The sequence below is a fragment of the Aeromonas sp. S8(2024) genome (assembly GCF_041403085.1).
Taxonomy (GTDB): Bacteria; Pseudomonadota; Gammaproteobacteria; order Enterobacterales; family Aeromonadaceae; genus Aeromonas; species Aeromonas dhakensis.
Genome location: NZ_JBGLRF010000001.1, coordinates 784,996 through 810,865 on the forward strand (window position 1 = coordinate 784,996; position 25,870 = coordinate 810,865).

21 protein-coding genes are annotated in these 25,870 nt (G+C 60.4%); 5 read left to right on the plus strand and 16 right to left on the minus strand.

Features of this window, described 5'->3' with window-relative positions; all coding sequences use genetic code 11:
* Nucleotides 1-22: 22 nt before the first annotated feature.
* A complete protein-coding gene (locus ACB031_RS03340; RefSeq protein WP_371138996.1) occupies nucleotides 23-1,690 on the minus strand; it encodes a (2,3-dihydroxybenzoyl)adenylate synthase in 1,668 nt (555 codons plus the stop codon).
* A 76-nt stretch (nucleotides 1,691-1,766) separates the two neighbouring features.
* Nucleotides 1,767-2,954 carry an isochorismate synthase MenF gene (locus ACB031_RS03345; RefSeq protein WP_371138997.1) on the minus strand — a complete coding sequence of 396 codons (1,188 nt, stop codon included), beginning with the start codon at nucleotides 2,952-2,954 and terminating at the stop codon, nucleotides 1,767-1,769.
* A 314-nt stretch (nucleotides 2,955-3,268) separates the two neighbouring features.
* On the opposite strand from ACB031_RS03345, the gene ACB031_RS03350 reads away from it, so the two are divergent.
* The gene (locus ACB031_RS03350; protein WP_005301806.1) at nucleotides 3,269-3,820 is read left to right on the plus strand and encodes a lipoprotein; all 552 of its coding nucleotides are present in this window, start codon (nucleotides 3,269-3,271) and stop codon (nucleotides 3,818-3,820) included.
* A 145-nt stretch (nucleotides 3,821-3,965) separates the two neighbouring features.
* Nucleotides 3,966-5,966: a hypothetical protein gene (locus tag ACB031_RS03355; protein ID WP_371138998.1), complete on the plus strand. Its 2,001-nt coding sequence runs from the start codon at nucleotides 3,966-3,968 to the stop codon at nucleotides 5,964-5,966.
* Between the two features lie 77 nt (nucleotides 5,967-6,043).
* Here ACB031_RS03355 and glgC read toward each other — a convergent pair whose 3' ends face one another.
* Nucleotides 6,044-7,318, minus strand: coding sequence for a glucose-1-phosphate adenylyltransferase (glgC, locus tag ACB031_RS03360; protein ID WP_005301813.1), 1,275 nt, complete (start codon nucleotides 7,316-7,318; stop codon nucleotides 6,044-6,046).
* A gap of 188 nt (nucleotides 7,319-7,506) precedes the next feature.
* On the opposite strand from glgC, the gene ACB031_RS03365 reads away from it, so the two are divergent.
* Nucleotides 7,507-9,147 (plus strand): EAL domain-containing protein, encoded by a 1,641-nt coding sequence (locus ACB031_RS03365; RefSeq protein ID WP_371138999.1) that lies wholly within the window; start codon nucleotides 7,507-7,509, stop codon nucleotides 9,145-9,147.
* Here the strand turns inward: ACB031_RS03365 and ACB031_RS03370 are convergent.
* The 13 genes from ACB031_RS03370 to ACB031_RS03430 all read right to left on the minus strand — a co-directional run bounded on the left by ACB031_RS03370 (nucleotide 9,110) and on the right by ACB031_RS03430 (nucleotide 23,762).
* Nucleotides 9,110-9,604: a hypothetical protein gene (locus ACB031_RS03370; RefSeq protein ID WP_010633746.1), complete on the minus strand. Its 495-nt coding sequence runs from the start codon at nucleotides 9,602-9,604 to the stop codon at nucleotides 9,110-9,112. The genes ACB031_RS03365 and ACB031_RS03370 overlap by 38 nt on opposite strands.
* Before the next feature lie 169 nt (nucleotides 9,605-9,773).
* Entirely contained in the window at nucleotides 9,774-10,136 is a 363-nt protein-coding gene (locus ACB031_RS03375) for a DUF2750 domain-containing protein (protein WP_005301823.1), read from the minus strand.
* Nucleotides 10,137-10,324: 188 nt separating this feature from the next.
* A complete protein-coding gene (locus tag ACB031_RS03380; protein WP_005301825.1) occupies nucleotides 10,325-11,629 on the minus strand; it encodes an inosine/guanosine kinase in 1,305 nt (434 codons plus the stop codon).
* 179 nt (nucleotides 11,630-11,808) lie between these two features.
* Complete coding sequence (locus tag ACB031_RS03385; RefSeq protein WP_005301828.1) at nucleotides 11,809-12,201, minus strand: MAPEG family protein; 393 nt, start codon at nucleotides 12,199-12,201, stop codon at nucleotides 11,809-11,811.
* 73 nt (nucleotides 12,202-12,274) lie between these two features.
* On the minus strand, nucleotides 12,275-13,249 hold the full coding sequence (gene hemH / locus ACB031_RS03390; protein WP_005301832.1) for a ferrochelatase: 975 nt from the start codon (nucleotides 13,247-13,249) through the stop codon (nucleotides 12,275-12,277).
* A gap of 114 nt (nucleotides 13,250-13,363) precedes the next feature.
* The gene (gene adk / locus ACB031_RS03395) at nucleotides 13,364-14,008 is read right to left on the minus strand and encodes an adenylate kinase (protein ID WP_005301834.1); all 645 of its coding nucleotides are present in this window, start codon (nucleotides 14,006-14,008) and stop codon (nucleotides 13,364-13,366) included.
* Nucleotides 14,009-14,262: 254 nt separating this feature from the next.
* A complete protein-coding gene (gene htpG / locus ACB031_RS03400; RefSeq protein WP_371139000.1) occupies nucleotides 14,263-16,188 on the minus strand; it encodes a molecular chaperone HtpG in 1,926 nt (641 codons plus the stop codon).
* A gap of 222 nt (nucleotides 16,189-16,410) precedes the next feature.
* Nucleotides 16,411-17,013: a recombination mediator RecR gene (gene recR / locus ACB031_RS03405; RefSeq protein ID WP_010633741.1), complete on the minus strand. Its 603-nt coding sequence runs from the start codon at nucleotides 17,011-17,013 to the stop codon at nucleotides 16,411-16,413.
* A 125-nt stretch (nucleotides 17,014-17,138) separates the two neighbouring features.
* Complete coding sequence (gene fdhD, locus ACB031_RS03410) at nucleotides 17,139-17,996, minus strand: formate dehydrogenase accessory sulfurtransferase FdhD (protein ID WP_371139001.1); 858 nt, start codon at nucleotides 17,994-17,996, stop codon at nucleotides 17,139-17,141.
* Between the two features lie 11 nt (nucleotides 17,997-18,007).
* A complete protein-coding gene (locus tag ACB031_RS03415; protein WP_371139002.1) occupies nucleotides 18,008-20,137 on the minus strand; it encodes a sigma 54-interacting transcriptional regulator in 2,130 nt (709 codons plus the stop codon).
* Between the two features lie 354 nt (nucleotides 20,138-20,491).
* A complete protein-coding gene (locus tag ACB031_RS03420) occupies nucleotides 20,492-20,890 on the minus strand; it encodes a hypothetical protein (RefSeq protein ID WP_005301849.1) in 399 nt (132 codons plus the stop codon).
* Nucleotides 20,891-20,971: 81 nt separating this feature from the next.
* Nucleotides 20,972-23,116, minus strand: a complete 2,145-nt coding sequence (gene fdhF / locus ACB031_RS03425; protein WP_080630573.1) for a formate dehydrogenase subunit alpha — start codon at nucleotides 23,114-23,116, stop codon at nucleotides 20,972-20,974.
* Between the two features lie 46 nt (nucleotides 23,117-23,162).
* Nucleotides 23,163-23,762, minus strand: a complete 600-nt coding sequence (locus ACB031_RS03430) for a 4Fe-4S dicluster domain-containing protein (protein ID WP_371139003.1) — start codon at nucleotides 23,760-23,762, stop codon at nucleotides 23,163-23,165.
* 624 nt (nucleotides 23,763-24,386) lie between these two features.
* Here ACB031_RS03430 and ACB031_RS03435 point away from each other — a divergent pair.
* A complete protein-coding gene (locus tag ACB031_RS03435) occupies nucleotides 24,387-25,211 on the plus strand; it encodes a DUF3800 domain-containing protein (protein ID WP_371139004.1) in 825 nt (274 codons plus the stop codon).
* A gap of 44 nt (nucleotides 25,212-25,255) precedes the next feature.
* On the plus strand, nucleotides 25,256-25,786 hold the full coding sequence (locus tag ACB031_RS03440) for a hypothetical protein (RefSeq protein ID WP_155270288.1): 531 nt from the start codon (nucleotides 25,256-25,258) through the stop codon (nucleotides 25,784-25,786).
* Nucleotides 25,787-25,870 lie beyond the last annotated feature (84 nt).

Sequence of the window (25,870 nt, forward strand, 5' to 3'; positions counted from 1 at the left end):
ACGTCATGATTCCTTTTTAGTTTTATGCTGTTGTCAGGGACTGGTTGGCGGCGATGGCGTGCGCAATGCGCGCCCGCAGCCCCTGCTTGTCAATCTTGCCCACCGCCGTCATGGGCAGGGCGTCCAGGGTTTCGAAGCGGTCGGGCAGCTTGAAGTCCGCCACCCCGCGCTCACGCAGAAACTTGCGCAAGGCCAGCGGCTTCAAGGCGGGATCCGTGCTGACGATAAAGGCGCAGCTCTTCTCCCCCATGGCGCTGTCGGGCATGGAGACCAGGGCCGCATGGGTGATGGCCGGGTGGTGCAGCAGCTGGTTTTCCACCTCTTCCGCCGCGATCTTCTCGCCGCCCCGGTTGATCTGATCCTTCTGCCGCCCGACCACGGTGAGGTAACCATCGGTATCCTGTACCACCAGGTCACCGGAGCAGTAGAAGCCCTCGGCATCGAACACCCGGGCGTTGTGGGCCGGACTCTGGTAGTAACCGCGGAAGGTGTAGGGACCGCGGGTGTGCAGGGCGCCAGGCTCGCCGGGGGCAACCGGGTTGCCCGCCTCATCGAGGATGCGCACCTCGTCATCCGGGCTCATGGGGCGGCCCTGGGTATGGATCACCTTCTCGTCGGGGTCGTCCAGCCGGGTGTAGTTGACCAACCCCTCCGCCATGCCAAACACCTGCTGCAGCCGGCAGCCGAGCAGCGGCCCTATCTTGCTGGCCACTGCCTCTCCCAGCTTGGCGCCACCCACTTGCAGCAAGTCGAGGCTCTCGAGCTGGGTGCGTGCAGTGGGGTCCGCTTCCGCGGCCTGCAACCAGAGCGAGACCGCCGGCGGCACCAGCGAGGTGAGGTTGACCCGGTGGCGGGCGATGAGCGGGAAACAGCTGATGGGGCTGGGATCCGGCGCCAGCACCACGGTACCGCCCGCCTCGAACACCCCGAGCGCCCCGGGGGAGCTCAGGGGGAAGTTGTGGGGCGCCGGTAGGGCGCACAGATAGCGGGTATGAGGGCCGAGGCCACAGATCTCATTGCTACGGCGCACGCTGTAGTAATAGTCGTCATGGGTGCGCGGGATAAGCTTGGGAGTGCCGGTGCTGCCACCGGAGAGCTGGAAGAAGGCCACCTCGTTCGCCGGGGTCGGGGCAAAGGAGACGGATGGGGAGATCCCCTCATCCCCCTCGCCAAGCCAGCGGGTCAGCCCCAGCGCCCCTGTGTCGCCATCGAGCAGCGCCAGCTCGGCGCCGATGCTTGTCAGCAGCTCGCTCTCGCGCCCCTTGCTCGCAAACAGCGGATGAGCCAGCGAGCCGATAAAGAGGCGCGGTGTGATCTGCTCGGCATAAGAGAGGAGCTCCAGCCGGTTGTGGCTAAAGAGCGCATTGACCGGCGCAATGCCGGCCTTGAGCAGGGCAAAGAACACCAGATAGAACTCGGCCACGTTGGGGAGCTGCACCAGTGCGGTATCCCCTGCCCCCAGGCCGCGGCGGGCCAGATTTGCGGCCAGCCGGCTCGAGGCGGCGTCCAGCTCGCCATAGTTGAAGCGGCGCTCGCCGCAGAGAATGGCCTCGGCGTCGGGGGCCTGCTCGCACTGACGCACCAGCATGGCTGTCAGCGGCTCACCGCGCCAATAGCCCTTGGCGCGGTAGCGCTGGGCCAATTCGTCGGGCCAGCGGGTATAGGGCAGGAAGCGGTTGGTATCGCTCATTGCGCGACCTCCGGACTCAGGTCCAGGGCTTTCAGATTTGGCTGCCCACTCGGCCAGCCCAGATATTGAAGCTGCGTCATTGCGCCACCTCCAAATCCAGGCCCAGGGCCTTGAGCATGGTCCCCAGCTTGGTGCCGGTCTCGGCCCACTCCATGGCGGGATCCGAGCCCGCGACGATGCCGGCGCCGGCAAACAGCTCCACCTGATGGCCATCGAGCACGCCGCAGCGGATCACCACGGCCCACTCGCCGTTGCCCTGACTGTCGCACCAGCCGACGATGCCGCTGAACAGGGCGCGCCGGAAGGGCTCCTGCTCACGGATAAACTGGCGGGCGAGTTCGGTAGGATAGCCGCACAGGGCCGGGGTGGGATGAAGCTGGCAGGCAAGTGACAGTACCGACGCCTCGCCGCCGAGCAGCCGGCCGGCGATGGGGGTGCCCAGATGCCAGAGGGTATCCGTGCTCATCAGAGAGGGGCTGGACGGGATCGCCAGCTCGCGGCAGTGGGGGGTCAGCACCCGGCGGATCTCGTCGATCACCAACTTGTGTTCATGCTGATCCTTGCGAGAGGCCAGCAGATCCCGGGCCACCATTTCGTCTTGCGCCGGCTCGCTCGCCCGTCTGGCGGAGCCCGCCAGCGGATGGGTGAACACCTCTCCCCCGCTGACCCGCAGCAGCAGCTCCGGGCTGGCACCGAGCAGACGGCGGCCCTGGCCAAGCGGCAGGGAGAAGTGGAAGGCGTGGGGGTTCTGGGCCATCAGACGGGTCATCACCCGCTTCGGATCGGCGGGCTGGTGCAGGGTGAGTGTCAGCTTGCGCGACAACACCACCTTGGATAGCCGGCCTTGTGCAAACGCATCCAGCGCCGCGCTGACCGAGGCCTGGAATTCGCTGGCCGGCGGGGTGCTCTGTACCGAGATGACCCGGTTGGCCTCGGCGGCCTGCTCGGCCGCTGTCACCGATGACGGCTCTGTCGGGGCCAGTTTATCGCCCCGCTTATAGCGGCCGGGCACATAGAGGCAGGAGGCCTCCGCCGGGTCGAACGCAAAGGCACCGATCAGCAGGGGGTTGCTCTGGCCGGCGGCGCTGGCCGCGGCCAGCGCGTCGGCAATCTGTTGTTCCAGCAAAGGCCATTCACAGGCGGGGGTGGTGATAGGCTGGCCCAGGTCAGTGGCACTGATCGTGCCCTGCCCCGAGGTAAACAAGAAATCGGGCGGTGACGCAGCCTGGGCAGGCGCGCTATTTTCCATCACAAGAGTATCCACGTTACACCCTCAAATATGATTCAAAATGATAATGATTATCAATTTGTATTTGTGCGGCGGTAAAATACTCGCTTTGAAATCCCCCGGTCAATGGGATTTTTATGCCGATAAAACTGGAACTTATCTGTGGATATTGCCCGTCTTGGCCCGCCGTGCAGGGCCGACCCCTCTTTCCCGTATGAGCACCGCTGCCAACACCCCATATGAGGCTGCGACAAAAACCGCGGACTCACCGCCCGCGCTGGCAGCGAACGCCATTTACCCCTAAGATGGCGCCATCTTCATGACCATTGTTTCAACCCACGGGATCCTCGATGTTAAAGCACCTGCTTCTGCTCCCCCTCAGCCTGCTGCTGGCGGCCTGTTCACTCACCCAGTACAACGTCAGCGAAGGGGAGATCAACCAATACCTCAAAGAGAGGGTCGCCTTCGAAAAACAGCTGGGGATCCCCGGCATCATGTCGAGCAAGATCCGCCTCGATGAGATGCAGAGCCGCATCGGTCGCCGCCAGGCTGACCGGGTCGAGCTGGATGCCGCCGGCGACCTGCAGGTGATGAGCCCGCTCGGCAGCCAGCAGATGAAGATCCGCTTCTCCCTGAGCGCCCGCCCCGACTACGTGGCCGAGCAGGGGGCCATCTATCTGCGCGATCTCGAGCTGCTCTCGGTCAAGACCGAGCCGGCCGACGTGGGCACCGCCCTCACCCCGCTGCTGCCCACCTTCAACCAGTCCCTCTCCCTGTTCCTCTCCCAGACCCCCGTCTATCGGCTCGACGGCAGCCGCCAGAACGAGGCGCGGATCAAGGAGAAGGTCGAAGCACTCAAGGTAGAGCCGGGTCGACTGGTGATCCCCTTCAAGCTGCTCTGACCCCCAACCGCGCCCCTCTTCTCTTCAACTCCAGGGGCGCGGTTTTTTCTTCTCAAGCTCCCCCCTTTGCCTCATAATGCACACCATTCTCATTTAGATTCATGAGAAGCGTCATAATAAAATCAAACATATGGTGAGAAGGGACATGAGAAAAACCGTACTGGTCCAGGCGATCGCCTGCGCGATCCTGAGCGGCGCCGCACACGCCGCCGTCAAGGTAGAAGACAAGACATTCAACACCGCCGCCAACATGCTGGCCTACACCGAATTCGAGCTCTCCGGCGAGCCGCTGGCCGAGGCCCTCGGTCTGGATCTGGATGTGCTGGACGCCAACCGCGCCGACGAGCCGACTCCGTTCGACTTCGCCGCCGGCATCGAATCCTATGAATACTCCGAAGAGGCGATGTACGCCCTCAACTATCAATCCGGCATGGGCCCGCACCTGGTGAACGGGCCGCAAAACCTGGCTCGTGGCGGCACCATGGCCACCCTCGGCCAGCGAGTGCTGGCCATGGCCGATGCGGTCGGTTTCCCGACCGATGAAGTGCCGCAGGGCATGTATCCCCTCTCCCTGCCCTACGCCTCCGCCAACCCGGAGTTCGCACAAGCCGTCAACGCCACCCCGGTCAACGGCGACCAGATCACCATCAAGACCGCCAAGGGCAACGAGAAGAGCGTCAAGACCCAGGTGCCGGCCTACTTCCGCGACTACGCCACCCTGCGCTGGAGCGGCAGTGACAACCTGCTGGTACCGGCGGCCGTGGGCGGCATCCTGCTCAAGGAAGTGATGTGGTCCCAGGACTTCCTCGGCGGCATGCACGTGGCCGAGACCGATGAAGAGGTGGAAGCCGCGTCCGCCACCATGGATCAGGACGGCAAGCACAAACTGGGCGTCTCTGCCGCCGACGGCTTCAACGGCATGATGCTGACCGAGCAGTCCATCGACAAGCTGGCCATCCTGCAGGGTCAGCTCGGCTTTGACGGCAAGCAGCTGGGCGCCAAAATCACTCCGCAATACGATCCGGCCAAGGGCATCGTCTACTTCCCTCATCAGGTGAAAGTGACCGAGACTGCCAAGAACGAGGTCGGCGCCATCGGCAAGCTGGAGGTGGTTGATGGCTCCGCCCAGCTGCGCGACGCCTGGATGATGCTGTGGCCGCTCTCCGAGTTCTACGCCTTCACCGATCAGCGCAGCGCCAACACCAACCAGAACCCGGCCTTCCACGCCGTGTTCGACGGTGCCCCGTTTGCTGTCGCACCGGCCGCCAACAAGGGCAGCGATGCCGCCAAGCTGGTAGCGGGTGACGATGCCTTCTCCCTGGCGCTGAACCTCTCCGGCATGGTGTTCAAGAACCTCAATGCCCTCCACTTCGAGCCCAAGGCCGGCACCTTGGTGGACAGCTGGCAAGCAGGCAAACAGGGCAAGCACGTCACCACCTTTGACGCCGCCTACAGCCTGGTCGCCCTGCAGATCTTCCAGCGCGCCCAGGATGCGCTGCCAGTCGGTTACGCCGCCGGTGACAATGGCGAGCTGAACCTGAAAACCGCTCAGGGCCAGCAGGCGCTGGTGCTGATCCGTCAGCAGGCCGACTTCATCCTGGCCAATCTCAAGGGCAAAAATGGGCTGGTGCACGATGGGATCACCCTGGGTGGCAAGCTCGATGCCGGCCAGTCCATCGACGCCCAGTTTGCCGCCATCCGCGGCCTGACCGCCGCCTTCCTGGCCACCTCGGATGCCAAGTACCGCACCGCGGCGCGCGAACTGTTCATCGCCGCCGACAAGGCCTACTTCAACCAGAAGGCCGGTACCTGGCTCGCTGGCAAACAGGGTGAATACACCCCCTGGACCCAGGCCGCCATCTCCGGCGCCCTGCGCTCTGCCATGCTGAACCTGCGCAACGAAGGTAGCGAGAAGGCCCCGGCGCTGGAGCTGGCCCAGCTGACCCAGCGCTACGTGAGCTGGTTCCGCGGCACCGTCAACGGCGGCATGCAGATGGCCGAGTGGATCGGCGACTCCGGCGAGAACGTCATCGAAGGGGCCGGTGGTGACACCGACGAAGATGGCGTCCCGCAAGTGACTGCCGCCGGTGGCAAGCACGGCACCGCCATGGTGATGGCCGCCAAGGCGCTGATCACCGAGAAATAATCAGCCACCGGCTGAACAGCAAAAGGGAGCCTTATCGGCTCCCTTTTTAGTTGTGGCGTCTGGCGTTGGCAGCGACATCACCCCAGCTTGGCCAGCATCTCCTTGGTCACCAGCACTATGCCCTGCTCGGAGCGATAGAAGCGGCGGCTATCCTCGTCCGCGTTCTCCCCCACCACCAGGCCATCGGGCAGCTTGCAGCCCTTGTCCACCACCACCCGGCGCAAGCGGCAGCCGGAGCCTATCTCTACCCCGGGGAAGATCACCGCCTGATCCAGGGTGCAGAAGGAGTGCACCCGCACATGGGTGAACAGCACCGAGTTGAGCACGAAGGAGCCGCTGACAATCGACCCCCCCGCAAACATGGAGTTGATGGTCATGCCGTGCTGGCCGTTGCGGTCCTGCACGAACTTGGCTGGCGGCGTCATGGTCTGGCTGGTCCAGATGGGCCAGTTTTCGTCATAGATGTCCAGCTCAGGCACCACGGAGGCGAGATCCATGTTGGCCTCCCAGAACGAATCCAGGGTACCCACGTCCCGCCAGTAGGGTTTCAGCCCCTCCTTGGCTCCCACGCAGGACATGGTGAACGGGTGAGCAAAGGCCTTGCCCTCTCCCACGATGCGCGGGATCACGTCCATGCCGAAGTCATGCTTGGACTCCTGGTTGTGGATGTCCTCCTCCAGCAGCTGATAGAGATACTCCGCCTCGAAGATGTAGATGCCCATGGAGGCCAGGGAGACGTGCTCGTTACCCGGCATGGCGGGCGGATTGGCCGGCTTCTCCACGAAGGCGCGGATCTTGCGCTGCTCGTCGATGTCCATCACCCCGAAGGCGGAAGCCTCCGCCCGCGGCACCTCGATGCAGGCCACCGTCACCTTGGCGCCAAGGCGCACGTGATCGAGCAGCATGGCGGCATAGTCCATCTTGTAGATGTGATCCCCCGCCAGCACCACTATGTATTTGGGGCCGTAGTCACGGATGATGTCGACGTTCTGGTAGATGGCGTCGGCGGTGCCGCGATACCAGTGCACCTCGTCCACCCTCTGCTGGGCGGGCAGCAGGTCGATGAACTCGTTCATCTGATAGCGCAGGAAAGACCAGCCCGATTGCAGGTGACGCAGCAGGCTGTGGGACTTGTACTGGGTCACCACCCCGACCCGGCGAATGCCTGAGTTGATGCAGTTGGAGAGCACGAAATCGATGATGCGGAACTTGCCGCCAAAATGGACGGCAGGCTTGGCGCGGTTGTCGGTCAACTGCTTCAGGCGACTCCCCCGTCCCCCCGCGAGCACCAAGGCCATACTCTGGTTCAATAGTTGCCGTGCTTTGGCAGTATTTACGGGTTCTAACAACATAATTACCTCTGCCTTGTTTTGATCCATTCTCGATTCATCTTCGCCTGTTTCCGGCGTCATGAAAGTGGTTTCACTCACATTTAACTGATTTCAATTGGCCCTTTTCCAGGAGTTGAGCGGGATCGCATGCTTTGCGATGCGAGCTTGGTTAGAATTTCAGCATCAACGACATCATCAAGGATGACACCATGTTGAACAAGCTCGGGAGCAACCAGCTGATGGTGATGGCTCTCATCTGTGCTCCCCTGCTGATACTGCAGGGGCTCTGGCTCGCCTTCGTGAGCACGCCGCTCACCCTGCTGCTCATCCTCGCCACCAGCCTGCTCGGCTTTGGCCTGCTGATCCGGCTGGTGATGAGGCTGCAACAGGCGGATCGGGAGAGGCAGGAGCAGGTGTGGTGCCGGGCGCTGCAACTGCGCGACCCCACCTGCCTGGAAACCCCGACAGCCCAGGCCGCCCTGCAGCAACTGCTCGCCCACTTCAACGAAGCCGAGCTCGATGCCCACCGCCAGATCAGCGAACTGCACAATCAGGCGACCCAGGACGAGCTGACCCAACTGCAAAACCGCCACGCCTTTCGGCGCGACATGACCGAGCTGCTGCAGCGGGATCAGGATACCCAGACCGCCACCCTGGTGCTGGTCCGCGCCACCGAGCTTGGCAAGCTCAACGCCCAGCGCGGCTTTCAGTCGGGGGATGCCTACATCAAGGATATTGCCAATCTCATCAACAAGGTGGTGAGCCGCTTTCCTGGCCATCAGGTCTACCGCATCTCGGGGGCCGACTTCGCCGTGCTGGTTCGGCCGGAGGCCAACATACCGCCTCCCCTGCTCGGGCGGGATCTGAAGATCGCCTTCGACCACTATCAGCAGCAGCACGAGCTGGAGAGCGCCGCCTACTCCGGGCTGACCCGGCTCAGCAGCGGCCAGAAGATAGAGGCCATTCTGGCCCGGGCTGATCTGGCGCTGGCCCGCGCCCAGACCGAGACGGTCAACGGCTGGGCCATCCAGCAGGATGACAACGTGGTGGAACTGCAGGGGCAGCATCACTGGAAGCTGGTGCTGACCGAGCTGCTGGAGCAGGAGCGGATCGACTTTACCTATCAGCCAATCCAGCCCATGCACCGCAGCATGCTGGCCTACAACGAGATCTACACCCGTTTCAGCGGTGCCGATGGTACCGTGCTGCCCACCGACACCCTGTTTGCCATGGCCCAGCGGCTGGACATGGTGATGCGGCTGGAACAGATGCTGGTGATCCACGTCATGCGCCAGTACCGGGCCTTTGGCTCGAATCAGAGTCGCTGGGGCATCAACCTCTCCAGCAATCTGCTGCAAAACAGCGCCTTTCTGATCTGGCTGGACCGACAACTGCTCAACGACCCCAACACCAGCGCCAACCTGGTGTTCGAGCTGGATGAGGAGCACCTGGAGCGCAACCTGACCGGGGCCAAGCGGGTGTTCGAGCTGCTCAGACGCAACGGCAGCCGCTCCGCCATCTGCAACTTCGGCAAGGGGATCGGCTCGTTCAATCTGTTTCGCGAGCTCAAGCCCGACTACATCAAGCTGGATCCTGCCCTCATCACCGGGCTGGAGCAGGATCTCACCAATCAGCAGTTCGTGCGGATGATCGTCGACGTGTCACACCGGATGGGGTGCCAGGTGATTGCAGAAGGGGTCGAGCAACTGGGCCAGAAGCAGCTGCTGCAGGGCATGTATGTGGACGGGTTGCAGGGCTATCTCATCGCCAGGCCCCAGCCGCTTCGGCCGGACATCAGCCAGCTCGGGCTCTTTACTGAGGATGCTTCAACTTCAACAGAGTCAGAATGATGTCGTTGAGCTGGCGATAGCGCTCCAGCTCCTTCTGATCGTAGCGGGTCGCCAGGGCGGTGGGATTGTGGCGATTCTTGAGGTAACGGTTGATCTGCAGCCGGTTGAAGCCCGCCACCTGATAGACCTGCCCCAGCAGGGCATTGAGCTCCTCATGTTCAAGACCGGCCTTGGCAAGGTAATCCTCCTGGGCCGGGCTCTCCAGCTGGCAGCTCTGCTTGGCGATGCGGCCGGTCTCCTGCAGATAGCTGAGCCACTGCTCCAGATAGAGCGGCTTGCAGCCCGCCAGCAGATTGAAGAAGCCCACCGCATCGCAGCGGCAGTCGGTCAGCAGCAGTACCGCCAGTCGATCGTCATCACAGTGAAAAGTGACAGGGCCGCTCTGTCCCCAGTCCAGCGCCTGGACCCGGATCTCGGCCCGCTCCCCCGCAGCGCCGGTGACGTCGAATACAAACATGGCTCCTCCCGCTCGGCAAAAGGTTGATGATGGACCATCCCTTTGGCGGGTGCAAAGGCAAATCGCCTTTTCATTCAGTGTTCTGCAAGCCGGCCATAAAAAAACCGACATCCATTACGGATATCGGTTCTCGTCACGCAGGCCAAGGCCCGGTTCAATGCAGTCTGGTTCAGGCGTCCAGTTCCACCAGCGCCTTGGCCAGCTCGATGGGTTCGAGCTCCTGCCCTTCCAGATCGGCGTTCCAGTTCGGGCCGACCAGCACGTCGTCTTCGTCCAGATCGTTGATCCAGATGTCGAGGAACTCTTCCAGCTCGATCACTTCCGGCTCGTAGTCGGCCCACTCGTCCACGCAGTGCAGACGGGCGTCCTCTTCGGCGGACCAGAGCGGCATCACGTCCGCATCTTCGAACTCGGCAGAGCGGCAGACCACCCAGTCTTCACCGTAGCGCAGACCCCACACCTGACCCGACTCGCGGACTTCTTCGATGAACAGTTGGAAATTGGCGTCAAGATTGTCAGTTAACTTACTCATGGGGCTCTCTCTTTAATCGGGTGCTGCGGCCACGGCAGTGCCGAGTGGCAATGCGGTGGCCAAATGGTGTCGCAAAAGCGACATGGACTCAAGCATCTTGGGGGTTATCACACAAAAAACTGCCCGATGGCGGGTTTTACCTGACAAAACGCCTCCCGAAGGAGGCGTTTTCAGCGCAGAGGGCGGGATCAACGCTCCCAGTACACCTCTTCCAGGCTGTCTTCCTTCTCCGGCAGACCGCGCGACAGGCGCGGGCTGCTCTGGGCCAGCACCTCGTAGCTCACCCGGTTGGCGTACTTGCACACCTGGGAGAGGGAGGAGTAGGTGAGGAACTCGGCCACGTGCTTGGCGGAGTTGGGCACGGCACTGCGGTGATAGGCGTTGGCCACCATGTCGTGCAGCACGGCGGAGAGCGCCCCGTCCCCTGCCCCGTTGGTGTTCTTGATCTTCTCCGGCCCGCCCATGTAGGGGGAGATGTGGGAGTAGATGCGCTTGGGCACGCGGCAGCCACTGCGGGTCATGGGGCGGCTGAACTCGTACATGTTGAACTCGGGGATGACGCCGGGCAGCAGCGGCAGCGTGGTTTCGCGCTTGAAGTCATCTTCGGTGTAGGCGGCCATGTAGAGCCCCACCGGACCTGCGGTGCAGAGCACCATGTCGGCCCAGTCCAGCGCCTTGTCGGCGGCGGCCAGCGGATCGGAGAAACCGGTCAGGGCCTCGCCCTCTTCCTCGTTCATGGCGAGCACGGTGACGTTCTCGCTGATGAAATCGCGCCACCACTGGGGGTCGGACTCGATGACGAAGCGGGTACCCAGGGTCAGCACCACTGGCACGCCGGCCTCGCGGGCATAGCGCACCGCGGCCATGGCCGCGTCCTTCATCGGAGTGCCATCTTCACCGCGCACCAGGTAGGCGGTGATGACCAGGGCGGAGGACTCCTTGATGATCTCCTCGGGGATGTGGGCCACATCCAGATGGTCCATCTTGCCGGCGTTGATGCCAAAGCTGCGTTCGCCCCCTTCGGTGATGAAGGTGAAGCAGCGGCCGACCGGGCCGTCTACCGGTTGCAGGTAGTCCAGGTTGACCCGCGACGAGGTGTTGCACAGATAGCGGTAGGCGTAGCTGCCGATGCGGATGTCCTGGCTCATGACGCCGAGCAGGATGGAGTGGGAGTCCGCCAGTACCGAGTAGTTGTGCATGGTGTTGCCGATGGTGCCACCGGCAAATTCGCTCACCACCATGTTGTTGCTCTTGAGCTCGTCGTAGATCTGCTCCGCCACCTCGTCGGATATGAGCATGGAGTGGCCGCGGCTCAGGCCGTAACGCTCGAGAAACGCCAGGTCAACGTGCGCTTCAATGTCGACCAGCGTCTGGTCAATCCCGACCACATAGGCCTTGCCCCGCTCCGAGAGCTCCGCACTCTGGGAGATGAGGGGATCACGACGATCCACTGGAAAGTAGTGTTTGGACTTGCGCTGACCGGGAAATTTCATGGCAATGTTCTTGTGCTCTGGGGGAAAGAGGGGCGGGATTTTAACACAATCCGCCGCGCCGAAAAGTCGCCTGATTAAAATATGAAGTCAGTATAGACAAGGGTTGCAGAGGAAAACGTTTACCAAAACCCATCAAAAAAACCACCTCGCGAGGAGGTGGTTTTGGGGTCGGAGAAGACTCAGCCGGCGGCGAGCCCGCTGGCCAGTGCCAGCACCGAGAAGAGCCCGAGCGAGAGCCAGAAGAAGAGGGTGCCGAAGAGGCGCGGCATGTTCGGCGCCTTGGGGATCTGGATGCCGATGGCGTGCAGGATGCGCCCCACCAGCAACAGCACGCCGCCAAGGTGCAGCCAGAAGGCACCGACCCCCGCCAGCTCGCACAGCGCCATCAGCAGCAGGGTGAGCGGCACGTACTCGGCGAAGTTGCCGTGGGCCCGGATGGCGGCGCGCATCTCGGGTGCCTCCCCTTCCCCAATCATCACCTTGAACTGGGCGCGGCGCTTGACCACCCAGAAGGAGAGCAGCAGAAACAGCAGCCCCAAGAGGCCGGCGTAAATCAGGGTGATATGCATCATGGTGACACTCCTTCTCCTTGGATAACGAACAAATCACGGCCCGCTCCGGGGTACGGCACGGGCGGCGTGTCGATCAGGCCAGCTCGCGGCAGATCAGCGACACCATCATGCGGATGTGGGCCTGATCGCTGTTGAGGGCCGGAATGTATTCAAACTGCTCGCCACCGGCGGCCATGAAGATCTCCCGGTTCTGCACCTGGATCTCCTCCAGGGTCTCGAGGCAGTCGGCGGCAAAGGCGGGGCAGATCACATCGAGCCGCTTGATCCCGGTTGCCGGCAGGCCGCCGATCGTCACATCGGTGTAGGGCTTGAGCCACTCCTCCTTGCCAAAACGGGACTGGAAGCTGGCGGTCCACTGGCTGGCCTCCAGCCCGAGCGCCTCGGCCAGCAGGGCCGCGGTGCGCCGGCACTGCTGACCATAGGGATCCCCTTCCCGCTCATAGCGCTCGGGAATGCCGTGGAACGACATCAGCAGGTGCTCGCCCTGGCCGTGCTGCTCCCAGTGGCGGCGCACGCTCATGGCCAGCGCCTGGATATATTCGGGGTGAGCATGGTAATCACGAATGAGCCGCACCACCGGCAGGTTGCGCTCTTTTTTCATCGCCCGGCTCCAGCCATCGAACACCGAGGCGGTGGTGCTGACCGAATACTGGGGATAGAGCGGCAACAGGATCACCCGGTTGACCCCCTTGGCCTTGAGCGCCTGCCAGCCCTCCTCCAGCGAGGGGGAGCCGTAGGTCATGGCCAGCTCCACCGGCACCTCGACCCCTTCGCGCCTGAGCTCCTGCTCCAGCGCCGCGCGCTGCTGCTGGCTTATCACCATCAGCGGCGAGCCCTGCTCGGTCCACACCTGCTGATAGAGCTTGGCCACCTTGGGGGAGCGGGTCGGCAGGATGATGAAGTGGAGCAGCGGGCACCAGAGGTAGCGCGGCAGGTCGACGACCCGCTGATCGTGCAGAAACTGGCTGAGAAACGCCTTGACGGCGGCCGTGGTGGGCGCGGCTGGGGTACCCAGATTGACCAGCAAGATCCCGGTTTTCGTGGTCACGTTTGCTTCCTGTCTTTCTGTTGTTATGTCTTATATGCAAGAAAGGGCCCTGTCGGGCCCTTGTCTCAATGGCACATTGCCGCTGGCCCCTGAGGGACGATGGCAATGGCGGGCTTAGCCCAGGATGGTCGCCAGCTGCTTGCTGACCAGTTCCACCGGCTGGGTGCCATCAATCTTGACGTAACGGGTGTTGCCCGCTTCCGCTTCCTTGCCGTAGAAACCGATGAGCGGTGCGGTCTGCTGATGGTACACATCCAGACGCTTGCGCACTGTGGTCTCTTCGTCGTCGGCACGGATCACCAGATCTTCACCGGTCACGTCGTCCTTGCCTTCCACTTTCGGCGGGTTGAACACCACGTGGTAGGTACGGCCGGAGCCGGAGTGAACGCGACGACCGCTCATGCGCTTGACGATCTCTTCGTCCGGCACGTCGAACTCCAATACGAAATCCACGGCAACACCGGCATCCTTCATGGCTTGCGCCTGGGGAATGGTGCGCGGGAAACCGTCCAGCAGGAAGCCGTTGGCGCAATCCGGTTGGGCAATACGCTCTTTGACCAGGCCGATGATGATGTCGTCAGAGACGAGCTGACCTGCGTCCATCACGGCTTTGGCCTTGAGGCCCAGCTCGGTGCCCGCCTTGATCGCGGCACGCAGCATGTCGCCGGTGGAGATCTGCGGAATACCGTGTTTTTCCATGATGAACTGAGCCTGAGTACCCTTGCCGGCACCCGGAGCCCCCAACAGAACAATGCGCATACACGCTCCTATTGATTGGTTATTCAATTCTTGAGAAGGCAAAAAACTACACGGTTTCGCTCATTTCCACAAGCTTGCCCCGTGTGAGTGACTTATTTTTCACCATTTTCCCGTCACGGCAATACGACCATTGGCGCAGATCCGTGTACGAAAAATGAGTGAAAATGCAGCAATGCTGCACGCAACTGGCGCCCGCCCCAAACGGGGCAGGCGCCAGAAAAGAAAGAGCCCACTGCACGCAGTGGGCCCAAACATCATGCCTGGAGTAACAGACGGTTGATACGGGAGACGAAGCTCGCCGGATCATTGAGCCCGCCCTGCTCGGCCAGCTGGGCCTGTTCGTGCAGCAGGGTGACCCACTCGCCGAACAGCGCCTCGTCCTGGATGGTATCGAGCTTCTTCACCAGGGCGTGGTCGGGGTTCAGTTCCAGAATGTACTTCTGCTCCGGCACCGGCTGACCGGCGGCGCGCATCAGCTTGATCATCTGGGTGCTCATGCCGTGGGCATCGGTGACGATACAGGACGGCGAGTCGGTCAGACGGTGGGTGACGCGCACCTCTTTTACCGCCTCGCCCAGGCTCTGCTTGACTCGCTCCACCAGACCGGCGTTGGCCTTCTCGGCCTCTTCCTGTGCCTGTTTGGAGGCTTCGTCTTCCAGATCGCCGAGATCCAGCTCGCCACGGGTGACGGAGACCAGCTGCTTGCCGTCGAACTCGGTCAGGTGGCTCATCAGCCACTCGTCGACCCGCTCCCACATCAGCAGCACTTCGACGCCCTTCTTGCGGAAGATCTCGAGGTGCGGGCTGTTTTTGGCGGCAGCGTAGGAGTCGGCGGTGATGTAGTAAATCTTCTGCTGGCCTTCCTTCATGCGGCCAACGTAATCCTCCAGCGACACGGTCTGGGCTTCGCCCTCGCCGGCGGTGCTGGCAAAGCGCAACAGCTTGGCGATCTCTTCGCGGTTGGCGTAATCCTCGGCCGGGCCTTCTTTCAGCACATTGCCAAACTCGCTCCAGAACTTGGCATACTTCTCGGCATCGTCCTTGGCCAGCTTGGCCAGCATGGTCAAGACGCGCTTGGAGCAGGCCTTGCGCAGGGAGACGGTCACCTTGTTGTCTTGCAGAATTTCACGGCTGACGTTCAGCGGCAGATCGTTGGAGTCCAGCACCCCTTTCACGAAGCGCAGGTAGGTCGGCATAAACTGCTCGGCGTCGTCCATGATGAAGACGCGCTGCACGTAGAGTTTCAGGCCGTGCTTCTGCTCGCGGTTGTAGAGGTCAAACGGCGCGCGGGCGGGGATGTAGAGCAGGCTGGTGTATTCCTGGGCCCCTTCCACCCGGTTGTGACCCCACAGCAGCGGATCCTCGAAGTCGTGGGCGACGTGCTTGTAGAACTCCTGATACTCCTCGTCCTTGATGTCTTTCGGGTTGCGGGTCCAGAGCGCGGTGGCGCGGTTGACCTGCTCCCACTCGCCCGGGGTGCCGACGATGGTTTCACCGTCTTCTTCGCCCTCTCCAACACTATCCGGGGTGCCCTCTTTGAACATCTCCACCGGCACGCTGATGTGATCGGAATATTTGCTCACCACGGAGCGCAGACGCCAGTCGTCGAGGAACTCGTCCTCTTCGGCACGCAGGTGCAGGATGACGTCAGTACCGCGACCCTCTTTGGTCACGTCAGCCACGGTGAAGGAGCCTTCCCCTTCCGATTCCCACTGCACGCCCTGGCCCGGTTCGGTACCGGCGGCGCGGGAGACCACGGTCACCTTGTCGGCGACGATGAAGGCGGAGTAGAAGCCCACCCCGAACTGACCGATCAGCTGGGAGTCGCGGCCCTGATCACCGGAGAGGTTCTTGAAGAACTCGGCGGTGCCGGATTTGGCGATGGTGCCCAGGTGCTCGATCACCTGATCCCGGGTCATACCGATCCCGTTATCGGAGATGGTCAGGGTCCGTTTTTCTTTATCAACCACCAGGCGAACGCGCAACTGGCCGTCGTTTTCGAACAAAGAGGCATCGGAAAGCGCCTTGAAGCGCAGCTTGTCCGCCGCATCGGAGGCGTTGGAGATCAGCTCGCGCAGGAATACTTCTTTGTTGGAATAGAGGCTGTGGGCCATCAGGCTCAGCAGTTGTTTGACTTCAGTCTGAAACCCGTGGGTTTCGGCATGAACGCTTTGGGTCATCGACACTATCCTCAGGCGATTCGGGTTGAACATATTCCCGATCCAAGATGGGGCCGGTGATCGCCATTTCAAGGGGACAAATGCAACGAACGGTGCGAATGGCGATTTTTGCGCCAATCGAGGCCGTGACCCCATCCTGCGCAAACAAAAAACCCGCCGGGGCGGGTTCTGGTATCGCAGGCTGAGTTGCTACGCAGGTGCAGCTCAGTAACTGACGCTGACTCAATTCAGGGGCTGGCGCCCCATCAGGGAGTGGGAGAGCGTGGTGCCATCTACCAGCTCCAGCTCGCCGCCCACCGGCACCCCGTGGGCAATCCGGCTCACCTTGACGCCGGCGGCGCGGGCCATGTCGGCGATGTACCAGGCGGTGGCGTCCCCTTCGATGGTGGGGTTGGTGGCCAGGATCAGCTCGCTGATCGCCTCGTCTTTCAACCGTCGCTCCAGGATCTCCAGCCCCAGCTCTTCCGGACCAATGCCGTCCAGCGGCGAGAGGTGGCCCATCAGCACGAAGTAGCGGCCGGAGAACTGGCCGGTCTGCTCGATGGCGGCCACGTCCGCCGGACTCTCCACCACGCACAGCAGGCCGTTCTCTTCGCGCTTGGGATTGGCGCAGATCTCGCAGCGCTCGTTTTCGGTGAAGGTGCGGCAGTGGCTGCAGTGGCCAATCTCGGTGAGGGCGCGAGAGAGCAGCTGGGCCAGCCGCAGGCCGCCGCTGCGCTCACGCTCGAGCAGGGTAAACGCCATGCGCTGGGCCGACTTGGGGCCGACACCCGGCAGCACCTGCAGGGCTTTCATCATCTCATCCAGCAGCGGGCTGAATTTCATGGGCTTGGTATCCTTTGACGCTGTGTCGGCCACGGCGCCCTGACGGGCAAGGAGCGCGACCGAACCTATCTTGTTGGCGCAGGACTATACCCGAGCCAACCCCGAGCGCCAATGGCCTTGTGCCCTCAGCCCTCTGCCGAAGCGGGGGATGACGCCGCACTCGCCAGCAGGATGCGCTGGCGACCGCTGTAGATCTCCGCCCGCCCCGGGCGGCAAAAGCCCACCAGGGTAAGCCCGGTCTGCTCGGCCCGCTCGACCGCGAGCTCGGTGGCGGCCGAGATGGCGAGCAGGATCTCCACCCCGGCGCTGGCGCACTTTTGCACCATCTCGAAGCTGGCGCGGCTGGTCACCAGGATGGCGCCGTCGCGCCGGCCAGTGCGTTGCAGGTGCCCCACCAGCTTGTCCAGCGCGATATGACGCCCCACGTCCTCGCGAATGGCGAGGATATTGCCCTCGCCGTCCACGTGCACGGCGGCATGGGTCGCCCCCGTGCTCTGCCCCAGCAGCTGGAGCGGGCGCAGCGCCGCCAGCACCTTGTCGATATGACCCACCGCAAAACGCTGGCTGTCGGGCAGCCTTGGCTGGGCGCGCACCACCTGCTCCAGGCTCTCGCTGCCGCAGATGCCGCACCCGGTGCGCCCTGCCAGGGTGCGCCGTTTCTCTTTCAGGCGATGGACGCAGCGATTGGCCAGGGTGATGTGCAGCTCGATGCCGCGGCAGGCGCTCTGCTGCTCGATGTCGTGGATATCGAGCAGGCTGTCGATGATCCCCTCGGAGAGCGAGAAGCCGATGGCGAAATCCTCGAGATCGGCGGCCGAGCACATCATCACGCTGTGGGCGATGCCGTTGTAGACCAGCGCCACCGGAGTTTCGCAGGGCAGCTGCATGGCACTGTCGGTGGTGACGCCGCGCTGATGGTAATGGACCACCTCGCGATGGGCGCTGAGCGCCTGCGGGGTATCGGGGTCGAGTTCAAGCAACATCTGGGGGCCCCTTAGTTGAGGGTGCGGGGATCTTTGGCCGAGATCCCGAGCCGTTTCATTTTCGACAGCAAGGTGGTGCGCTTCATGCCCAGGCGCTGAGCCGCGCCCCGCTCGCCAGCGACGATGCCGTTGCACGCCTTCAGCGCCCGGATGATGCTGACCCGCTCATCCTCACCCTGTGCCTCGTCACCCTGCGGCAAGGCGGGCTGCGGCTCGCGAAACAGCTCCCGGGCCGGCTCGTCATAGACCAGGGTCTCTATCTTGTGAAAGCCCTTGAGGGGCAGCAGCTCGTCCGGCGAGAGGTTGAGCACGTGGCCGCGGGTCATCACCACCGCCCGCTCGATGATGTTTTCGAGCTCACGGATGTTGCCGTACCAGGGGAGCGACACCAGCATCTTCATGGCGTCGGCCGGGATGGAGGTGATGGTGCGGCGCATCCGCTTGGCGATCTTCTTGATGAAGAAATTGACCAAGAGCGGTATGTCCTCGCGCCGCTCGCGCAGGGGCGGCAGCTCGATGGGAAAGACGTTGAGCCGGTAATAGAGATCGCTTCTAAAGCGCTTGTTCTTGACCATGGAGAGCAGATCGCAGTTGGTGGCCGCCACCAGCCGCACATCGATGGCAATGGGGTTGCTGTTGCCCACCCGCTCCAGCTCGTGCTCCTGCAAGACCCGCAACAGTTTGGGCTGCAGATCGAGCGGCATGTCCCCCACCTCGTCGAGGAACAGGGTGCCCTTGTGGGCCCGCTCGAAGCGGCCGATGCGCTGGGTCAGTGCCCCGGTGAAGGCCCCCTTCTCGTGGCCGAACAGATCGCTCTCTATAAGGCCGGTGGGAATGGCGGCGCAGTTCACCTTGACCATCTCGTGATCGTGGCGGGTACTCAGGGCGTGAATGGCCTGGGCGATCAGCTCCTTGCCGGTGCCGGTCTCCCCCAGAATGAGCACGGTGCAGTCGCTCTGGGCCACCAGCTTCACCTTCTCCAGCACCTTCTCCATCACGGCGCTCTGGTAGATGATGTGGGCAAAGTCCCCCTGCGGCGCGGGCCCGTCAACCCGAAGCGTCTTCTCCCTGGCGCCGGTGGTGTTGGAGATCTCCTGCTGCGCCTGCACGTTGTTCATGGCAATGGCCGTGCGCGCCGCCACTTGTTCGAGCAGCGAGATATCGAGGTCGGCGAAAAAATCCGCCTCGGGATGAGAGAGGATCAACACCCCCAGCAGGTTGCCCCGATAGCGCAGCGGCAGGATACAGGAGCTGTCGGCGTCGGGGGGCAGGATCTGGGAGGTGAAGCGGCAGCTCGACTGGCAACCGTGACCCTGCTCGCGATAGAGGAAGAAGGGCTCGCTGTGGCCGAGCGCCCCCTGCAGGCAGTTCTTCTCAAAACACGAATGGTTGATGATACCCGGCTGTTCGCGCTGCTGCTGATTGACCAGATAGCTCTTGAAGCTGTCGGAGGTGGCGTTGTACTCGGCCAGGCACAGGCTGCTGATGCCAAAGTGGTGGTGCAGGATGGTGAACAGGCTCTGGGGCAGCTCGGCAATGCGCACCAGTTTGATCACAGCGTTGGTCACGTCCACCAGGATCTTGCAGCTGTCGCGCTCAAGGCGCAGGGAGTTGGCCTGCTCCAGGGTGCGCTCCTTGTCCAGCACGTTCTCCAGCGCAATGGCGACGATGGCCGCCAGCTGGGTCAGCTTGGCCAGGGTCTCCATCGAGAAGGCATTGGCCTCGCGGCTGATGAACTCCACCCCGCCCAGGTGGCTGCGGGCAGTGGTGATGGGCAGCTGGCAGTAGGAGTGCAAACCGTCATAAACCGGGGTGCTCGCCAGCTGTTTGCAGCGGTGGCGAAAGCGGCTCGCTGGCAGCACGATGGCCTGCTCGCGGGAAAAATGGAGATCGGCCTTGCGGCAGATGAGGTGCGCCGGCCCCTGCTCCCCCAGGTAGTAGAAGACCGCCTCCTCCCCCGTCCCCAGGTTGAGAATGAGGTTGACCCGGTCCACCTGGCGAAAGCAGGGCTGGATCCGGTTCAGCTTGTGGATGAAGTCATCCAGAGTGACGGCGGAGAGCAGGTTCTTGGAGAGGGAGAGAAAGCCGTCATCCCAGATGGGTGAGATGTCGGTCAACGGAATGGCACTCACATTCAGCATTCAGGCCTCGCATTACATCTAGATGGGTACCCTTGCCGGCCAATTGCAGCACGGCAACAACGGTAAACAATGCATCAGCCATCGCAGTCAGATGTTATAATTAATTTTTAAAAACTTAACGCTTAATTATAAAAACTAACATGCAGCGAAATAGCATCGCGCAGATTATCGCAGGATGGCTGGCATAATAAGTTAGCCCAATCCCCATTACAACCAAGCCGGCCCTGGCACATATTACAGCTCCGTCAGCGGATATTTCCCGCCACGCCCAAATATGGCGTCACTATCGCCGTCATTCGCCGCATATCGCTGCCAACTGGCCCCTCCTCTGCCCCTGTTGCCGCTGTCGCAGGCTCATGAGGAGAGCAGCCGGTAGTTGTGCAGCTTCAGTCCGCCGAAGATGAAGGCGGCCGAAAAGAGCTGAAGCCCCAGCAATAACCCACTGATATTGTCAGCTATTTCCACCGACACCACCCGATGGGTGAGGTAGACCCCGAGCCCCAGCACGCCCGCCAGCAGGCAGTTGACCAGGGTGGTGGAGAGAAAGGCGATGAGCCAGGCCGCCTGCACGCTCAATGCCGCCAGCACGGCACTCATGGCGATGCGCGCGGCGATAAAACAGCCGAAGAAGGCAAACCCCAGCAGAAATATCAATTCGTCGTGCCAGAGAAAACACCCTATCCCTAACAACATCACCAGCAAATAAGCGGAGACATAAAAGATCCCGAACGAAAGATTTAATTCATTTTTCACGATGGACACCTGCCAGCTGAAAAAAGGATGAGCGGATCCGGGCCCTGTATACAGAGCCTGGATCCACTTTATTAACGACGATTACCCTTTGGCGGCGCTGCGCAATTTTGCCTTGAGCGCGCTGTATTCAGTCTGGACGTACACTTCCGCCCCCGGCTGATCCTCGATACGCTCAATTTTCACTGCGCAGTACTTGTACTCCGGCGTGTAGGAGACGGGGTCCACGTGCTCGATGGTGAGCTCGTTGCAGGCCCCGATCCACCACTGGTAGGTCATGTAGACCACCCCGGCGTTGACCCGCTCGTTGTAGTTGGCCCGGGTGATCACCTTGCCACGGCGCGACGAGATCCAGACCAGCGCCTGATCCTTCACCCCGAGCTTCTTGGCATCGCTCGGGTGGATCTGCACATAGCCCGGCTCATCGGCCAGGGTCTGCAGGGCCGAGCAGTTGCCGGTCATGGAGCGGCAGGAGTAGTGGCCCACTTCGCGCACGGTGGAGAGCACCAGCGGGTACTCGGCACAGGGTTGCTCCAGCGGCGGCCGCCACTCGGAGGCAATCAGCTGGCCCTTGCCGCTCGGGGTGGTGAACACATTCCCCTCGAACAGGGTGCTGGTGCCCGGGTGATCCTCGGTCGGACAGGGCCACTGCACGCTCTTGAGATCGGCCATCTTGTCATAGCTGACCCCGGCGTAGAGCGGGCAGAGTCCGCGCAGCTCGTCCCAGATCTGCTCGGTGTCGCGATACTCCATGGGATACCCCATGGCGGTCGCCATCAGCGAGAAGATGGCCCAGTCCGGCTTCACGTTGTCCGGCGGCGTCACCGCCTTGTAGAAGCGCTGGAAGCCGCGATCCGCCGAGCTGTAGACCCCCTCGTGCTCGCCCCAGCTGGTGGCGGGCAGAATGACGTCGGCCATCTCGGCAGTCTGGGTCATGAAGATATCCTGCACGATCACCAGCTCCATCCCCGCCAAGGTACGGCGGAACTGACCGAGATCTGCCTCGGTCTGGGCCGGATCTTCCCCAAAGATGTAGAAGGCCTTGCACTTGCCCTCCTCCACCTTGTGACCAAGCTCGGTCAGGCGATAACCGGGCTTCTGGGAGAGTGACTCCACCCCCCACGCCTTGGCAAACTTGGCGCTGATGGCAGGATCGCTCACCGACTGATAACCCGGGAACTGGTGCGGCAGCATCCCCATGTCGCAGGTGCCCTGCACGTTGTTCTGACCGCGCACCGGCCCGCAACCGGTGCCACGGCGACCGAAGTTGCCGGTCAGCAGCGCAATACCCGCGAGCCCCTTGACCACGTCCACCGCCTGACCGTACTGAGTCACCCCCATGCCCCACAGGATCATGGAAGCAGGCGACGCGGCATAGGTGCGAATGGCGGCGCGGATATCGGCGGCTTTGAGGCCGGTGATCCCCTCCACGTATTCCGGGGTGTACTTGGCCACTGTGGCCTTGAAGGTGTCGAACCCTTCGGTGTAGTTGGCGACAAACGCCTTGTTGTAGAGCCCTTCATTGATCAAGACGTTGGCGAAGGCGTTGACCAGGGCCATATTGGAACCGTTTTTGAGCGGCAGCCACTGATCGGCTATGCGGGCGGTCTCCACCATGCGGGGATCACACACAATTACCTTGGCCCCGTTGGCCTTCGCCTTGAGGATATGGCGAGCGACGATGGGGTGAGAGTCAGCAGCGTTGTAACCAAACACCAGCAGGCACTTGGTCTCTTGAATTTCGGGAATGGCGTTGCTCATGGCGCCGTTGCCTACTGTTGTCTCCAGACCGGAGACTGAGGGTGCGTGTCACACCCTCGCGCAGTGATCGACGTTGTTCGTCCCCAGCACAGCGCGGGCAAACTTCTGCATCACATAGTTGGCTTCATTGCCGGGGCCACGGGCAGAGCCGGTGGTCATGATGGCGTCCGGGCCATATTTCGCCTTGATGGCAGAGAGGCGACTGCTGGCGAACTCGATGGCTTCGTCCCAGGAGACGGCTTCGAGCTTGCCACCGCGCTCGCGGCGGATCATCGGGCTCTTGAGACGGGGGGTCAGCAGGTTGGTGTCGTTCAAGAAATCCCAACCGTAATAGCCCTTGAGGCAGAGCTGCCCCTCGTTGGTCCGGCCGTTGGCGCCTTCGGCCCCCACCACCTTGTCGTTTTCAACCAGCAGGTTGATCTTGCAACCGGTGCCGCAATAGGGGCACACGGTAATGACTTTTTTCATGACTCACACTCTTGTTTGTTAACGAAAAACGGCTCGGCAAGCCCGCTCACACCCGCGCCGGCATCGCCAGCAGTGCCTCGGCACTGGCCAGCTGTTTCTGCCGGTTCAGGTTTTCAAGATGCGCCGGCGTGACCAGCCGTAGCGCCTGGGTCGGGCACACCTCGACACAGGCCGGGCCTGCCTCACGGTGCTGGCAGAGATCGCACTTGAGCGCCTGCGCCTTGGTCTGCGGCCGCTTGAAGAGCGAATCGGCCGTGGGGGCCACCTCTTTCACCACCACCGCCATGGCGCCGTAAGGACAGGCCACCACGCAGGACTTGCAGCCGATGCAGCGCGCCTGCAACACCTTGACGCAGCCATCCTCGGTCACGATGGCGTTGTTGGGGCAGGCCATGGCGCACGGCTTGTCTTCACACTGGCGGCAGAGCACCGGCGTGGTCACCTTGCTGCCCACGATCACCTTCAGGCGCGGCTGAAAATGGCTGTCCTTGGAGACCAGATGTCCATCCTCGATGGCAAGATGCAGACCGCCCTCCCGCTCAAGGGTCCCAGTGCAGGACCCTGACTGGTGTGAAACGGCGCAGGCCACCTCACAGGTACGACACCCAATACAGAGACTGGGATCTGCAATCACGAAGCTGTTCATAGAGAGGGATCCTAAATGGTTCGTTACACCCGACCGCCCTCACCCACCTGGCAGGTGACAACACGGTCTGTCCCCACAATGCATTTATCAGACCAACACGGGTAGATAGCCCGTTACAAAATCACAAGCCTATGAAAATAAAGAGGTAATCTAGAAAATAAAGGCAGCATTAGCCGTAACTGACGAGGGTGACGAAGGGGCCAGCCTTCTGATCGACATGACAAAAGTGACGAGGTCGACACTGGCTGATAAAGAGGTACCACCCGGCGCTTTTTCAGCTAATGCGCACAAAAACGCGCCCATAAATAACAGATTTGTTGATCTTGGCCAGATTTCGCGCAGATCGCCCTTTTTACCCCTTACCCGATTGGATAGCATGCTTCAGTTGGCAACCAGCTCATTTCCATGCAGATAAGCGATCCGATTGAGCAGGTTAAAACAGCAGGTTGGAAGCTGGAACTTAGGGACCGAACTAAAGACGACTTTTCTATGTATGACATGTGCTACCAGTTATGTACTAGATTCACCAACTACATAATTTGTTTCCTTAAAAAGGATATAAATGTTCTCCCATTTAAAATCTAATCCCCCTCTATGTAGGATCAAAAACACAATGAGGTAGAAATGGAAAACCCAGGTAAATTAATTTGGAATATTGCATGTGATGAATCTGGTGTTGATGGTGCTAGATATTATGGTTTTGGTAGTATTTGGATGAAATGGCAACGTCGAGGTGACTTTTCAAAGTTAGTTTCAGATTTAAGAGAAAAACACAACTACCATGATGAAATAAAATGGCAGAAGGCACATAGTAAACAATTTAGAAGCTTTTACCTAGAGTTAATAGAACTGTTTTTTAAAAGAGAATGGCTTGCTTTTCATTGTATAATTATTAAAAAGTCAGATGTAAAGAAAGAATATCACCAAGGTGACTACGATTTAGCACGGCGCAAACACTTTAATTTATTACTAAACTCAAAAATTAAATCTGTATTAAAAGCGCATCCTAATCGAGAGTGCCAGTTTCGCGTAGTTGTAGATCCTATTGCATCAAGATATAAAAAAGCAGATGAAGCCTCCCACATTATTGTAAATAATCAGATAAACCAAGTAACCAGACTCTCCGATGTCATAGATAGCTATGTAACTAAAGACTCCAAAACGTCTGTTCAAATACAGTTGTGTGATTTACTACTTGGTGCTGTCATGGCTGCATGGCAAAAGAAAGCCACCTCTGAAGGTAAAATTTTAATTCAAAGAGAAATTTCAGATTATCTTGGATGGATAGATCTTGAGGCAGATACGAATCCATCCGAGCGTAAATTCAACATTTGGTATTTCTACGATAAGAACTTAGGGCCTAAAGAAGTTAAAACTAGAACCGTCAGATTGAAGTATCCACTACCACAGCGAGATACAAAGAATAAAATTCTGATAGATAATATCTGACACAGATACAACTCAACCTTCAAAATTATGGAGAACAGAATTTTATGGCAGTTACCTATTTAGAAATTTTAGATACCACCATCAAAATTGGACTTGGCGCACTAATTAGTGGCATAACAACTTGGCGAATCACTAAGCTTCAGCATAGAAATGATGATGAGAAGCAAAGAAAAATTAGAAGATTTGAGAACCTTGAACATGTAGCTGAACAGGTAGAATATTTTTCACATCATTCCATGATTTATTGGACAAAAATAGTAGATTTCACTCGTCGCCAAGAAAATAATGCTGAACACAGCGATGAACAACTAAAAGAGTTACGTGATGCTCGAACAAACGTGTATGGTTCATATAAAAATCTGAATAGTGCGGAGTCAAAGCTTCTACTACTTGGCCTATCCGAGTGCCAACAAACATTGCGGTCATTTGGCCAGTCTGTATCCAATTTTTATGCTGAAGTATATATTGGTGAGCATGGCAAGTCCCTAAATGAGGTAAAGCTCTGGCGTGAAGATATTCTAGAAAACCGCAGGATATTTTTTAAATATTTAAGCCTCGCTTACACTCACTCATGAAATCTCTTAAATATAAATTTATGTGATGCTAATAGACATTAAATTATGAATATCGTAGTAGCCGTAGGGTGCAATAAGCGCAGC

Coding starts and splice junctions, on each gene's coding strand:
- ACB031_RS03340 (WP_371138996.1), bottom strand. CDS start 1,690: ATGAGCGATACCAACCGCTTCCTGCCCTATACCCGCTGGCCCGACGAA.
- ACB031_RS03350 (WP_005301806.1), top strand. CDS start 3,269: ATGTTAAAGCACCTGCTTCTGCTCCCCCTCAGCCTGCTGCTGGCGGCC.
- ACB031_RS03355 (WP_371138998.1), top strand. CDS start 3,966: ATGAGAAAAACCGTACTGGTCCAGGCGATCGCCTGCGCGATCCTGAGC.
- glgC (WP_005301813.1), bottom strand. CDS start 7,318: ATGTTGTTAGAACCCGTAAATACTGCCAAAGCACGGCAACTATTGAAC.
- ACB031_RS03365 (WP_371138999.1), top strand. CDS start 7,507: ATGTTGAACAAGCTCGGGAGCAACCAGCTGATGGTGATGGCTCTCATC.
- ACB031_RS03370 (WP_010633746.1), bottom strand. CDS start 9,604: ATGTTTGTATTCGACGTCACCGGCGCTGCGGGGGAGCGGGCCGAGATC.
- ACB031_RS03375 (WP_005301823.1), bottom strand. CDS start 10,136: ATGAGTAAGTTAACTGACAATCTTGACGCCAATTTCCAACTGTTCATC.
- ACB031_RS03380 (WP_005301825.1), bottom strand. CDS start 11,629: ATGAAATTTCCCGGTCAGCGCAAGTCCAAACACTACTTTCCAGTGGAT.
- ACB031_RS03385 (WP_005301828.1), bottom strand. CDS start 12,201: ATGATGCATATCACCCTGATTTACGCCGGCCTCTTGGGGCTGCTGTTT.
- adk (WP_005301834.1), bottom strand. CDS start 14,008: ATGCGCATTGTTCTGTTGGGGGCTCCGGGTGCCGGCAAGGGTACTCAG.
- htpG (WP_371139000.1), bottom strand. CDS start 16,188: ATGACCCAAAGCGTTCATGCCGAAACCCACGGGTTTCAGACTGAAGTC.
- recR (WP_010633741.1), bottom strand. CDS start 17,013: ATGAAATTCAGCCCGCTGCTGGATGAGATGATGAAAGCCCTGCAGGTG.
- fdhD (WP_371139001.1), bottom strand. CDS start 17,996: ATGTTGCTTGAACTCGACCCCGATACCCCGCAGGCGCTCAGCGCCCAT.
- ACB031_RS03415 (WP_371139002.1), bottom strand. CDS start 20,137: ATGCTGAATGTGAGTGCCATTCCGTTGACCGACATCTCACCCATCTGG.
- ACB031_RS03430 (WP_371139003.1), bottom strand. CDS start 23,762: ATGAACAGCTTCGTGATTGCAGATCCCAGTCTCTGTATTGGGTGTCGT.
- ACB031_RS03435 (WP_371139004.1), top strand. CDS start 24,387: ATGGAAAACCCAGGTAAATTAATTTGGAATATTGCATGTGATGAATCT.
- ACB031_RS03440 (WP_155270288.1), top strand. CDS start 25,256: ATGGCAGTTACCTATTTAGAAATTTTAGATACCACCATCAAAATTGGA.